The following is a 14,226-nucleotide window of genomic DNA, read 5'->3' as shown; positions in this document are numbered from 1 at the left end:
CTTGCACGTATCTTTTTTTCGTGTTATCTTACACATAGTCGTTTCCATTTGTAGGTTTTTTTCCTTTTTTAAACCTACCAGAGGCCTTTCAGATCTCATTTCTTTCATACTAAGTTAACAGAGCCTTAGTTTCAAAATAAAACACATTGTTCGTAATCTGAAAATCTATCATTTTGGGGCAGCGTAGAATACTGGTTGGAAATCCTTCGCTACTTCCAAAATGACAAATAAGTTTGAAGATATTCACCTATACTTGGATATATTTTATAAGACCATCTGCTGCGATAATCTTTTGCATAAATTCTGGGAATGGTTGAGCCTTATAGGTTTCATTTTTTGTCTTGTTTGTGATTGTTCCTGTTCCAAAATCTATTTCTACCTCATCCCCTGCATCGATTCCCTTTACAGCTTCTTCGCATTCCAATATCGGAAGGCCGATATTTATTGCATTACGATAAAATATCCTTGCAAAAGTACTTGCTATAACGCAGGAAATTCCTGATGCTTTTATAGCAATGGGTGCATGTTCCCTTGAAGAACCACAACCAAAGTTTTTGTTTGCTACTATGATATCCCCTTTATTAACATTCTTAGGGAAGTCAATATCTATATCTTCCATACAATGTTTAGCTAGTTCCTGTGGATCAGATGTGTTTAAATACCGAGCTGGAATTATTACATCTGTATCTACATTGTCTCCATATTTGAATACTCTTCCTTGTGTTTTCATGCTCATGTCCTCCTTTACGCAATATCTTCCGGATTTGTAATTTTTCCTGTCAGAGCTGATGCCGCTGCTACCGCAGGACTTGCAAGATATACTTCCGATTCAGGATGTCCCATGCGACCTACGAAATTTCGATTAGTTGTTGCTATAGCTCTTTCCCCTTTAGCAAGTATTCCCATATGTCCTCCCAGACAAGGTCCGCAAGTAGGGGTGCTAAATACTGCTCCTGCTTCTACTATATCAGTAATTAATCCCTCTTTTAGTGCCTGTAGATAGATTTTCTGCGTTCCCGGGAAAACAATTACCCGAACTCCCTTTGCAACCTTTTTTCCTCTTAAGATTCCAGCTGCAACCCTAAGGTCTTCCATCCTTCCATTGGTACAAGAGCCGATAACTACTTGGTCTACCTTAATATCCCCTACCTCATCAATAGTACGGGTGTTTTCTGGAAGGTGTGGAAATGCTACGGTTGGGCGAATTGTGTTTAAATCTATTTCATACACTTTATCGTACTTAGCATCGGCATCAGCTTCGAAAACTTTATATTCTTTTGTAGAATGTTCTTTTACATATGCTAGGGTCTTTTCATCTACAGGGAAGATGCCATTTTTAGCCCCTGCTTCTATAGCCATATTTGCCATGGTGAATCGAGCATCCATAGAAAGACTGTTTACCCCTTCCCCTATAAATTCCATAGATTTATATAATGCTCCATCTACGCCTATCATGCCTATGATGTGTAATATAACATCTTTACCACTTGCCCATTTTTGTAATTTCCCTTTTAGAACAAATTGGATAGCAGAAGGTACCTTAAACCATGCTTTACCTGTTGCCATTCCTGCTGCCATATCGGTACTTCCTATACCTGTTGAAAATGCTCCAAGGGCTCCATAAGTGCATGTATGAGAGTCCGCTCCTATCACCACATCCCCAGGTACAACTAAGCCTTTTTCAGGAATTAATGCATGTTCTATTCCCATTTCTCCTACTTCAAAATAGTTCTCAACCTCTTTATCGTGAGCAAATTCACGGATAAATTTGCACTGTTCTGCTGCCTTTATATCCTTATTTGGTGTAAAGTGGTCTGGTACAATTGCCACTTTCTTCTTATCAAATACCTTATCTGTTCCTATTTTAGCAAATTCTTTTACCGCAACTGGAGTTGTTACATCGTTTCCCAGTACCAAATCCAGATTAGCTTCAATTAATTGCCCCGCCACAACGCTTTCAAGTCCTGCATGGGCTGCCAATATTTTTTGTGTCATCGTCATTCCCATAGTTTCATCTCCTTGTCACAAATATGCTTTAAACTTTTTTTCTATATCTTTGATTAATTTATATTCGATGGAATCTACTAAAGCAACCCAACTGGCCTCAATAATATCAGTAGAAACCCCAACTGTGGTCCAAATATCTTCCCCATCAGTGGATTCGATGAGTACCCTAACTTTTGCCGCTGTAGCAGTCTTAGTATCCAATACTCTAACCTTATAATCCGTAAGATGCACATTTTTAAGTTCTGGATAGAATATTTCTAGGGCTTTTCTTAGGGCCTTATCTAGAGCGTTTACCGGACCGTCCCCTTCTGCTGCTGTAATTTCAACTTCATTATCTACCTTTACTTTTATCATAGCAGAGGAACTAACCCGCCCTTCCCCTGAAGGATGCTCACCTATTATTTTAAAATTTTCTAGCTCAAAAAATGGTCTATACTTTCCTAACTGCTTACGGATAATAAGTTCAAAGGAACTTTCAGCTCCTTCAAATTGATATCCTATATGTTCTAGGGCCTTTAATCTATCGATAATGTCCTTCGTTTCTGGGGAATCCTTTGTAATATCTGAGTTTACTTTTTGTATTTTTGATAAGATAGTACTTCTTCCCGCCACTTCTGACATAAGGAATCTTCTTTCGTTTCCTACTAATTCAGGATTCATATGTTCAAAAGAGTGAGTAGCTTTGGCAACCCCATCAATATGCATGCCACCCTTATGGGCAAAGGCACTTTTGCCTACATATGGCATTCCATCACTTAAAGTGATGTTAGCAATTTCTGCTATCTTTCTTGCAGTTTTAGTAAGATTTCGTAAATTTTCTTCTGCGATGCAGTTAAGGTTTTTCTTTAACTGAAGATTTCCTATAACTGTCGATAAGTTCACATTACCACAACGTTCACCAAAACCTATGAGAGTACCTTGAACATGAAAAGCACCTGCCTCTACAGCCATAACAGCATTAGCTACTGCCATACCCCCATCATTATGGGGGTGAATTCCAACAGGAACATCAAAAGAGGATACTACCTTTTTAGTGATTTCATATACCTCATTAGGAAATGCTCCACCATTAGTTTCACAGAGAACTAAACGGTCTGCTCCTCCCTCGACTGCTGCCAAAAGAGCCGCCATGGCATACTCAGGATTGGATTTATATCCATCAAAAAAATGTTCCGCATCGAATATTACTTCTTTCCCTTTTTCCTTAAAAAATCGTAAAGTGTCCTTTATCATCTCAAGGTTTTCTTCTAAGGAAGTCTTAATAATATCCGTCACATGAAAATCCCAGCACTTACCGAAGATTGCGACCACTGGAGTATTAGCACCTAAAAGGGACTTTACATTATCATCTTCGCTAACATCAATATCCCTTCGCCTTGTACTGCCGAAAGCCGTTAATTTAGAGTTTTTTAAATCTAGACTTTTTACCTTTTCAAAGAATTCTAAATCCTTGGGATTTGAGCCGGGGTTGCCAGCTTCTATATAGGCAACCCCTAGTTTGTCAAGAGATTTTACAATCTTTAGCTTATCTTCTACAGAAAAGGAAATCCCCTCTGCCTGTGCCCCATCCCTTAGAGTAGAGTCAAAAATCTCTATTTTATTCATTACCTGCATATCCCACCCCTTATGTGACTTTGGAGGATACAAGACTATTTATCTTGAATCCAACTCATCATTTTGCGAAGTTCTTTTCCTACTACTTCTATTTGATGTTCTTGTTCCATTCTTCTTCTTGCGTTAAATGCAGGTCGATTTGATTGGTTTTCTAAAATCCAATTTTTAGCAAAGGTTCCATCTTGAATCTCTGACAATACTTTCTTCATTTCTTTTTTGGTATCTTCCGTGATAATACGCTTACCTACAGAATAATCCCCAAATTCTGCCGTATCGCTGATAGAATATCTCATATAGCTTAGCCCCCCCTGGTTTACTAAGTCTACAATCAATTTCATTTCATGCATACATTCAAAGTAGGCACTTTCTGGTTGATATCCTGCTTCAACTAATGTTTCAAACCCTGCTTTCATAAGCTCGGAAACACCACCACAGAGTACTGCTTGCTCCCCGAAGAGGTCTGTTTCTGTTTCTTCTTTGAATGTTGTTTCAAGAATTCCTGCCCTAGCTCCACCGATACCAGCTGCATAAGCTAAACCTAAATCCTTTGCATTACCGGTTGCATCTTGATGCACAGCTATTAAGCATGGTACCCCTTTTCCTTCTAGGTATTGGCTTCTTACTGTATGGCCGGGTCCTTTTGGAGCTACCATAAATACATTAACATCTGATGGGGGTACTATTTGTCCATAATGAATATTAAACCCATGGGCAAATACGAGAGATTTACCAGCCTTTAGATTTGGTTTTATACTTTCTTCGTATAACTTAGATTGTTTTTCATCATTAATAAGTATCATGATAATATCAGCCTCAGCTGCTGCATCAAAAGCAGTAGCTACTTTAAGTCCTGCTGCTTCTGCTTTTGGCCAGGACTTACTTCCCTCATAAAGACCAACTACCACATCTACTCCTGATTCATGGAGATTTAGGGAATGAGCATGACCTTGACTCCCATATCCAATAACTGCCACCTTTTTTCCTTTTAATAACCCTAAATTACAATCCTCTTGATAATATAGTTTTGCCATTTGTTACTCCTCCTCATATTTATTATGTTGTTTTATTTCTTTATTTCCTCGCTCCAAGGCGGTGAGCCCGGTGCGGATCATTTCCTTAATTCCATAAGGTTCCATCATGCTGACTAATGCTGATAGTTTTTCTTCATCCCCAGTCATCTCAATCATTAGGGATTCACTAGCGACATCTACTACTCGCCCTCTAAAGACATTCACAATTTCGATAATTTCTGCTCGCTGCTTTGTAGTTGCAGCTACTTTTAGGAGAATCAACTCTCTGTATACAGATATATCAGACTTAAGCTCGATGACCTTTATGACATCTATGAGCTTATTAAGTTGTTTTTTAATCTGCTCTAATATGTATTCATCTCCCCTTGCAACAATAGTCATGCGGGATATATTGGGATCTTCAGTTACTCCTACTGAAAGACTATCTATATTATAACCCCGCCGACTAAACAAACCTGATACTCGGCTTAATACCCCTGAATGGTTCTCCACCAAAACAGATAATATATGTCTTTTCATAAAATCCTCCTTACTCGTATATTTTAAAGAGTACTTTCTTTAGAATCAACAACACATTCAATCAAGAAAGAATCTTTAGAATTGATGGCTTCTTCAAATGCCTCTTCTAACTCTGAATCTCTCAAAACTCTTTTACCCCTGATGCCATAAGCTTCTGCTAACTTAATAAAATCGGGGTTTTTGTTTAAATCTACTGCATATTCTGCATTATAGGATTTATACTGCATTTCTCTTACCATGCCTAGTCCCTGATTGTTAAATAATACAATAATCACTTTTACATCATTTTGTCTTATAGTTGCTAGTTCAAATAAACTCATCTGAAAGCCCCCATCACCCATGGTTGCAATAACCTGACACTTGGGTGATGCTATAGCCGCCCCGATTGCAGCAGGAAGACTATATCCCATGGTTCCAAATCCCCCTGATGTAAAATGTTTTCTATTCCCGAATATTTCAAAGTTTAGCATGGACCATAATTGGTTCTGTCCAACATCTGAAACTAAAATAGCATCATTTTCTAAAGTCTTCGAAAGAAGTTCGATTGCATATTTGGGATTTATATATTCCGTGGGTTTTTTTTTCTTTTTATAATTGAGCTTTGCCTCGGTTAATTGTTTTACCCATTCACCTGTATCTAGAGGTTCAGCCATTTCCAAGAATTTTTCTAAGGCATTTTTAGCATCTCCCACAACCGGGATTAGGGTTCCTAGATTTTTTCCTATTTCTGCCGGATCAATATCAATATGGATGATATCAGCATTTTTTGCAAATAACTTACTGCCTCCGGTAGCCCTATCAGCAATCCTTGCCCCTATGAACATGGCTACATCTGCCTGAGCCATAGCTCTGTTCGCATAGTTTTTTCCATGAGAACCAATCATCCCAATGTAGTAGGGGGATTTATGGCTGATGCCCCCTATTCCCATCATCGTAGATACTACGGGAATCCTTGCCTTCTCTGCAAAGGAAAGCAGTTCTTTTTCTGCTTTTGCAGCAACAACCCCACCGCCAACACATATAATCGGTTTTTTACTTGCCTTAAGCCTCCTTAGAGCCCTTTTAATCTGACCGATATGCCCCATATATGTGGGTTTATACCCCCTAATATTTACTTCGTTATCATAGGAAAATTGAATATCTTCTATCTGTATATCCGATGGAATATCAACTAGCACCGGCCCAGGCCTTCCTGTTTTGGCAATATGGAATGCCTCTTTCATAACCCTCGGAATATCTTCTGCGTTTTTTATGAGATAACTATGTTTTATAAAGGGTTCCGTAGCCCCTGTTATATCGACCTCTTGAAAAACATCCCTACCAATTAAAGAGGTCTTTACTTGGCCCGTAATCGCAACAAGAGGGATGGAATCCATATATGCGGTTGCAATACCGGTAATTAAATTAGTAGCTCCCGGTCCTGAGGTAACAATACAAACCCCAACATCCAAAGATGCACGGGCGTACCCACTGGCACTATGGGCAGCAGATTGTTCCTGACGAACTAGGATATGCTTTATGTCAGATTTTCTTAGTGCTTCATAAACCGGCATAATGGCGGCCCCAGGATAACCAAAGACTGTTTTTACACCTTCTCGTTTTAGACATTCAATAATGGCTGCTGCAGCTTTCATCTAATCCCTCCTTTTATTTTATAAACTTAGTAAAAAAGTATAAAAAAACCCCATCCCTGCTTAGCAGGGACGAGGATATACTCCACGCGTTACCACCCTTATTAACCTTATTAAATAATAAAGTTCACTTACTAGGTTCTAACAAACCTTTGCCTATAACGGGGCTTTCCGTTTGTCTTCTACACCAATCAAGGTTCGAAGAAACTGCTCTGGAGAGATTTATATCCTGCTATAGGATCGGTTCGCACCAACCACCGATTCTCTGTAACCTATGTTTTGCAAAATACCAGGCTCCTTCATTGCATTTGTCAGAAAATTAATTTGTATGTATTGTAGCAAGATTCAATAATAAAGTCAATAACTTTTTTAATAATTAATTGCTTTTTTCTATAAATCCTTTATCCTGGGAGATGATTTTTTCAATTTCATCTAAAGGAAGAGGTGTACTAAATAAATATCCTTGGACCTTATCACATTTTTGGAACTTTAAAAAGGTGAATTGCTCCCATGTTTCTACTCCCTCTGCCGTAACATAAAGATCCATATTATGTGATAAATCGATTACAGCCTTAGCGATTGTTTGTTGGCTCACATCATCGGTGATATTATCAACAAAGGTTTTATCTATTTTCACTGTATTTATAGGAAGTTGTTTCAGATAATTTAAGGAGGAATACCCTGTACCAAAGTCATCCAAGGAAATATTTATTTTCTTGCTCCTTAAATGCTGAAGGACTCGTTTTGTTAAATCAAGATCCATCATTGCCACACTTTCTGTTATTTCTAAATCTAAAAGTTCAGGTCTCATATTGGTTTCTTTTAATATACCTACTATCATTTCGACCAAGTCTGGTTGTTGAAACTGTTTAGCAGATAAATTCACGGAAATTCGAAGATTTTCAAAACCCTTTTTAGTCCATTTTGAACTTTGGCTACAAGCTGTACGAAGCACCCATTCCCCTATTGGGATAATGAGTCCCGTTTCCTCAGCTAAAGGTATAAACTTCATGGGTGGAATCAACCCTTTAGTAGGATGATTCCATCGTATTAATGCTTCCACTCCTACCATCTTACCAGTTTTTATATCTATTTGAGGCTGATAATAAAGAATCAATTCTTGTTTTTTGATTGCCTGTCTTAAGTCTTCTTCTAACTCATATTTTTCTAACAGCTTTATATTCATATGGGACTCAAATAGTGAGTATGTATTTTTTCCATTTTCTTTTGCCCTATTCATGGCCATATTGGAATATTGAAGAATAGTATCTATATCTTCTGCATCATCAGGATATATAGCTATACCCATGCTAGCAGTGATATAGAACTTCTTTTCATTGGATATAAAAGGTGCCTGAAGAATATTAATCATTCTTTTTACTATATTCATGGCATCATTTCTTCCACTGATTCCTGGAAGCAGTACCACAAATTCATCTCCCTCAAAGCGACATACCATGTCGCTTTGCCTTAGGGTTCCTTTAATTAAATCTCCCACTTGTCTTAAAATACCATCCCCTACGGTATGGCTTAAGGTATCATTTACTACTTTGAAATTATCTAAATCTATATACACCAACCCTACTTTTTGCTTAAACTTCTCAGATTCCTCAATAAACTTTTGTAATATGTCTTCAAAAAATCTTCTATTAGGAAGCTTGGTTAAATTGTCATAATATGCAAGTTGAAATATTTTCTTTTTATCTTTTTCTTGGGATATTATTAGAAGCGTTATAATAATAAAAAGTATAATTGCAAATATGACTAATCTTGCAGATATGTTTTTTAGACTATTCATACCTTTGAGCAATTCTTTATTTTGGCTTGGTATGTTTTTTTCCCATGTAAGGATTTTACTTATTATGTATATTAAGGTTGACAGAAGCAAGACTGCCCCTGTGGTAACTATTCCAAAATAAATTTTATTGTTGGAATACAATTCTTTTTCAGAAAATCCCGTTCTATTCTTTTTTGAGTTGGTTTTGTTTTTTGGATTACCCCGAAGTTTCATTTTATCAACTCCATATGGCTTAATAGAAATCTTCTGAAACCATAATAATTATTATATACTATTTTGTTCCCAATGTAAATCGTACTATCTTCCCTTGATATAAAATTAAGTCCGTGCCTTAAGTAAACTTCTCATAAAAACCATAGATTATACTTTAGTCTTGTATTTCCTCTTTTAAATTTTCAATATCTCTTATAATAATGTTCTTTCCATCAACATCGATATATCTTTTCTTTTTTAGCTGACTCATAGCACGGCTTGCAGTTTCCCTTGTCGTACCTATAATACTAGCAATATCTTGTCTTGTTATTCCGATATCAAACTCTATCCCCCTACTGGTTTTTTCCCCATGTTGTTCTGCTAGGTTAATTAATACCTTAATTGTTCGAATGTATACATCATTTAATGCCATTTCCTTTACATTCATCTGGGAATAGAATAGTCTGCTGCTTAGCTCCTTAATTATCTGCAAGGACAGTTCTCGATTTTCTAATACCATTTTTTCAATATCCCTATTATATATCATGCCAACGACTGCATCCTCAATCACCTCTGCTGTAGCAGGATATTCCATATTGTTAAACATAGTTACTTCTGCCAAAATGGCCCCTTCTTTGAAAATATTTAAGATAACTTCTCGTCCGTCAAAGGAGGTCTTATACATCTTAATTTTACCAGATTCTATATAGTAAAATGCTTCTCCTTTTTCACCTTCTGAAAAAATAATATCGCCTTTTATATATTTTTTTTAACTTCGAGATTAGCGATTTCCATAAGTCGGTTATCTGATAATCGTGAAAATATAGGAATCTTTTTTAGTGCTGATACATGTTTTTCCATTTTATCCTCCCTACTATTATCATACAGTCAAATGCTTTTGATATTACACTTTTCATCTTATATTAATGTGATATATATCATATCCGAATTTCTCTTTATATTTTATAATGAAACCACAATTAAACGCAAGGGGGATTAAAGTGAGCGCTTTTTTAGGTCCTATACACTATTGGCTGTATAACAAAATTATTTTATTTGAAGAATTAGAAAGTTACTTGTTAGATACATATACAAAAAAGTATGGTAATATTATAGAAAAGATGTTTATAAAACATTGCGATAAATATGATTACCCAATTATTACAGATGAACCCTTAGAAAAAATAATTGACTTAGACAATATTCACGGATGGCTTCAGAAAAAAATCAGCATTGCCGAAATCCGACAGGCGGCTTTTTTAAATGAAATATTTATTACTTATGGAGATGAAGCAATAGGGATAGCCTTAGATGTATATAGCTCCCAAGGTAAAGATATTGGTAAAAAAATCCATGATAATGAAAATCCATCTTCGCCCCAGGAGTTACTTAAGGCAATGAATAATTATATTTTAGACGGGATGCCCTGTGATCATGTAAATAAAATTATAACTTCCGAAGAGGGTTATCTAGAATGGAATACTGTATCTTGCCTTCATATAGGCTACTGGCAATCTGTCGGAGCAGATGATAAAATATTTTATGAACTTAGAAAACACTGGATTGCTGCATTTGTGGAAAATGCAAATCCAGAATATAAATATGAGTTTATTAAAACTCAGGATTCACTATCACACAAAATTATATTAGGAGGAAAATAATATGAACATCACAAAAGATATGCTTATTTCAGAAATCTTAAACCTTAATCCCGATGCAGCCACTATACTAATGGCAAATGGAATGGGATGTATTGGCTGCCCTTCTTCACAAGCTGAAACCTTGGAACAGGCTGCAGCTGTCCATGGAATAGAAGCTGATGAATTACTAAAAAAACTAAATGCATAAAAAAGGACACTAAATAAGTGTCCTTTTTTATGCTACATTGCTTGCAAGAAGCTATTTTGAGATGTATAAAGCTTCCAATATGCTCCTCTTTCTTTAATTAACTCATCATGGCTGCCCTCTTCTATAATCCTTCCGCTATCTATATAAATAATTTTTGATGCATTTTTTATTGTGGATAACCTATGGGCTATTACAAAAGAGGTCCTACCCCTTAGAAGTCGGTTAAGCCCTTCTTGTAGTGCTTTTTCTGTTTCTGTATCTATGCTAGAAGTTGCTTCGTCAAGTATCAAAATCCTAGGGTCTGCTAAAAGTGCTCTAGCAAAAGAAATAAGCTGCCTTTGCCCAACTGAAAGTCTTGTTCCCCTCTCATTTACTTCTGTGTTGTAGCCTTTTTCCATTTCTATTATAAAATCATGGGCTTTTACTGCCTTTGCCGCTGCCATAACTTCTTCATCCGTGGCATCTAGCTTACTGTATCTTATATTGTCAATGATTGTTCCAGAAAAAATAAATGTATCTTGAAGCATTATTCCCATTTGACTCCGAAGGGAGTTAAGTGTCACTGTTGAAATGTCAATCCCATCGATTAGTACTTTCCCACTGGTCAAATTATAAAAACGACTAATAAGATTAATTATTGTAGTTTTACCTGCTCCCGTAGGACCCACTATGGCAATGGTTTCTCCTTCCTTGGCAATAAGGTTTACATCCTTTAAAATCGGATTATCCTTTTCATATTCGAAACATACATTCCTAAATTCCACATTTCCTTTTATGTTAGGCATAGTGGCAGCTTCTTTGGTATCCCGAACTAGAACTTCCTCATCCATTGTTTCAAAAATTCTCTCTAAGTATGCCATTGTCTCTATGATGGTATTATAAAAATTACCTAAGTTAGAAATAGGGGCCCAAAATCTGCCTATATATCCCATAAATGCAACCAATACCCCCACCGTAATTCCGTTTCCAATCCAGGTTATGCCTACTATATATACCGCTGAAACCACTAATACTGAAATGACCTGCACCGTAGGCCATAATAGGAAGTTGTTTCTAACAGCCTTAAACCATGCACTTCTATAAGCATCATTTACTTCCCTGAATATTTTTAAGTTTTCATCCTCACGAACAAAGGACTGGGTTACTTTCATACCGGCAATACTTTCATGGATATAAGCATTCATATTAGAGCGCTTACTGCTTAGGACCTGCCACGCCTTCCTTTGCAAGTTCTTAATGAGGAATATTGCAAAGATTAGGATTGGAAGGCCTATAAGGCAAATAAATGTAAGTTTAATATTGATAGCTAGCATAAATCCCACAATAACAATTAAACTAAACAAATCCGTAACGACATTAATAAGCCCGTTGGATAAAAGGTTATCTAAGGAATTGACGTAGTTTACTACCCTTACTAATATTTTTCCATGGGGCCGGCTATCATAATAGCTAAAGGGAAGTTTTTGCAGATGCACAAATAAATCTTCTCTGATTTTATAAATTACCTTTTGACCCACATCGGACATTGTCCTTATTTTATATTTTAGACACAAAGAATTAATTATAAGGGTTCCTAGGAAAATACCTGCTAATACTAAAAGCCCTCTTATATCACCGTTTGGTATCTTTTCATCAATTGCTACTTTAGTAAGGTAAGGTCCTAACATACTAGCAACACTAGCAGCTATCATTAGAAACATAACTAAATAAACTTGAAGCCTATAAGGTTTTAAATACCCAAATAATCTTTTGAAATGTTTTATATTAAATTCAACTTCTAGCTTTTCATCTACATCAAATTTATTTCTTGCCATTTAACAAACCTCCCCCACTGCTGACACATCAAAATCACCCATTTGATTTTTAAATACATCGTAGTAATAACCCCTTTTTTGTAGTAATTCACCATGGGTTCCCCTTTCAACTATTTTCCCATGGTTCAGCACTAAAATTAAATCGGCATTTTTAACAGATGAGATTCTATGGGCAATAATAAATGTAGTTTTATTTTCGCAAAAAGGCTTTAGAGTTTTATGTATCTTATATTCCGTTTCTATATCCACGCTAGATGTTGTATCATCTAATATCAATATTGAGGGGTTTTTAAGAAGAGCCCTTGCAAGAGCTATCCTTTGTTTTTGTCCCCCCGAAAGGCCTACTCCCCTCTCCCCAATAATAGTATCATAGCCTTCAGGAAAGCTTTCTATAAATTCATGGGCATCAGCTACCTGCGCTGCCCATTGTACTTGCTTCATAGATGCATTGGGGTTTCCATAGGATATATTACCCTCTATGGTATCCGAGAAAAGGAAAATATCCTGCATAGATGCAGCAATATTGTCCCTTAGTTCTTTCTTATCCATATCTTTGATATCTACATTATCAATCCGAATTTTCCCGCTATTACAATCATAAAATCTACAAATAAGATTTATTAAAGTAGATTTTCCTGAACCTGTGGGACCAACGATAGCTACGGTTTGCCCAGGGTGAACTTCAAAAGATATATTTTTTAAAACAGGTATATCCCTGTAACAAAAGCTTACATTTTCAAATTCCACAAATCCCCTGACTTTTTCCTTTTGAATAGGATGCTTTGGGTTTTTTATCTTAGGTTCCTCATTTACAAGGTTAATAAGTCTATCTATAGATGCAAAAAACCTTTGGATATCGTTAATTAGCCATCCTGCCATACGAAGGGGATTATTCAATGCCCATATGTATCCATTTATAATTACCAGTTCCCCAAGTGTCAAATTCTTTCTGATAACCATTATTCCACCAACTATAATCAATACAATACTTAACATGCTAGCAAAAAACTCTAGTACTGGAAGATATTTTTCCCAGATCCGTGAGGAATCTAGGTTTTTTTCTTTGAACAGTTCATTTTGTCTTGAAAACTTCTCTATTTCATATTCTTCCTTTGCAAAGGCCTTTACTACCCTATTCCCACTAATGTTTTCCTGAACAACAGAATTTAATTTTGAAAACTGTTCCCTAATAGCAAAAAAACTAGGTCTCACCGTATTTGTCATTTTATATGCAACTACTGCAATAATAGGGGTGATAGCAAGAAGAATACGCGCCATTTTTGCATTAACAAAAAATATCATGACAACCGCAAAAGTAAATGTGAGAAAGTTATCAAAAACATTGTATATTACCCAGGCAGTAAAATGCCTTACAGCATCAATATCTCCCGTTAATCTAGCCATTATATCCCCTGTTCTTGTGGTATCGAAAAAATTAAAATCTTGATTTTGTAGATGACAATATATTTCCTCCCTCATTTTAAAAATCAAATCTTGAGATATATGCTCATACATCATCTGATATCCAAATTTCACGATACATCTAAATACTGTAACTCCAATAATAATAGATAATAGTGGTATAAGTACCCCTACTTCCCCTTTAATCAACACGCGATCGATTATAGTTCCTTCAATATAAGGATTAATCAATTGCATCAAGGATACTAAAAGGGTTAGCATAAGTCCTAATGCCATTTTAAATTTATACTTTTTTAAAAAATCCCAATACCACTTGAACATTTTTATAATACCTCCTTTTGCTTAATTGT

Annotated in this window: 11 protein-coding genes, 1 pseudogene and 1 other annotated feature; of the genes and pseudogenes, 2 read left to right on the top strand and 10 right to left on the bottom strand. The window is 36.1% G+C overall.

Annotated features, from left to right (window positions below):
- Nucleotides 1-247: 247 nt before the first annotated feature.
- From leuD to GX308_00430, 8 genes and pseudogenes are all read right to left on the bottom strand, one after another.
- A complete protein-coding gene (leuD, locus tag GX308_00465) occupies nt 248-730 on the bottom strand; it encodes a 3-isopropylmalate dehydratase small subunit (GenBank protein ID NLK20568.1) in 483 nt (160 codons plus the stop codon).
- Between the two features lie 14 nt (nt 731-744).
- Nucleotides 745-2,007, bottom strand: coding sequence for a 3-isopropylmalate dehydratase large subunit (gene leuC, locus GX308_00460; GenBank protein ID NLK20567.1), 1,263 nt, complete (start codon nt 2,005-2,007; stop codon nt 745-747).
- 15 nt (nt 2,008-2,022) lie between these two features.
- Nucleotides 2,023-3,612 carry a citramalate synthase gene (locus GX308_00455; protein ID NLK20566.1) on the bottom strand — a complete coding sequence of 530 codons (1,590 nt, stop codon included), beginning with the start codon at nt 3,610-3,612 and terminating at the stop codon, nt 2,023-2,025.
- A 44-nt stretch (nt 3,613-3,656) separates the two neighbouring features.
- On the bottom strand, nt 3,657-4,652 hold the full coding sequence (gene ilvC / locus GX308_00450; protein NLK20565.1) for a ketol-acid reductoisomerase: 996 nt from the start codon (nt 4,650-4,652) through the stop codon (nt 3,657-3,659).
- Nucleotides 4,653-4,655: 3 nt separating this feature from the next.
- A complete protein-coding gene (gene ilvN / locus GX308_00445; protein NLK20564.1) occupies nt 4,656-5,171 on the bottom strand; it encodes an acetolactate synthase small subunit in 516 nt (171 codons plus the stop codon).
- Nucleotides 5,172-5,194: 23 nt separating this feature from the next.
- Nucleotides 5,195-6,805, bottom strand: a complete 1,611-nt coding sequence (ilvB, locus tag GX308_00440; GenBank protein NLK20563.1) for a biosynthetic-type acetolactate synthase large subunit — start codon at nt 6,803-6,805, stop codon at nt 5,195-5,197.
- Between the two features lie 62 nt (nt 6,806-6,867).
- Nucleotides 6,868-7,114, bottom strand: a binding site (T-box leader).
- 64 nt (nt 7,115-7,178) lie between these two features.
- Nucleotides 7,179-8,813, bottom strand: a complete 1,635-nt coding sequence (locus GX308_00435; protein NLK20562.1) for an EAL domain-containing protein — start codon at nt 8,811-8,813, stop codon at nt 7,179-7,181.
- A 154-nt stretch (nt 8,814-8,967) separates the two neighbouring features.
- A pseudogene (locus tag GX308_00430) lies at nt 8,968-9,653 on the bottom strand (Crp/Fnr family transcriptional regulator).
- A gap of 140 nt (nt 9,654-9,793) precedes the next feature.
- Here GX308_00430 and GX308_00425 point away from each other — a divergent pair.
- Together GX308_00425 and GX308_00420 are read left to right on the top strand one after the other, a co-directional pair.
- Complete coding sequence (locus tag GX308_00425) at nt 9,794-10,453, top strand: hypothetical protein (GenBank protein NLK20561.1); 660 nt, start codon at nt 9,794-9,796, stop codon at nt 10,451-10,453.
- 1 nt (nt 10,454) lies between these two features.
- Nucleotides 10,455-10,640: a DUF1858 domain-containing protein gene (locus tag GX308_00420; GenBank protein ID NLK20560.1), complete on the top strand. Its 186-nt coding sequence runs from the start codon at nt 10,455-10,457 to the stop codon at nt 10,638-10,640.
- Between the two features lie 32 nt (nt 10,641-10,672).
- Here the strand turns inward: GX308_00420 and GX308_00415 are convergent, their stop codons facing one another.
- A complete protein-coding gene (locus GX308_00415; GenBank protein NLK20559.1) occupies nt 10,673-12,454 on the bottom strand; it encodes an ABC transporter ATP-binding protein in 1,782 nt (593 codons plus the stop codon).
- Nucleotides 12,455-14,203 carry an ABC transporter ATP-binding protein gene (locus GX308_00410; protein NLK20558.1) on the bottom strand — a complete coding sequence of 583 codons (1,749 nt, stop codon included), beginning with the start codon at nt 14,201-14,203 and terminating at the stop codon, nt 12,455-12,457.
- Nucleotides 14,204-14,226 lie beyond the last annotated feature (23 nt).

It is taken from the genome of Candidatus Epulonipiscium sp. (assembly GCA_012519205.1).
Lineage (GTDB): Bacteria > Bacillota > Clostridia > Lachnospirales > Defluviitaleaceae > JAAYQR01.
The sequence above is the reverse complement of the archived record's forward strand: the minus strand, read 5'-3'. Positions and strand labels throughout refer to the sequence as shown.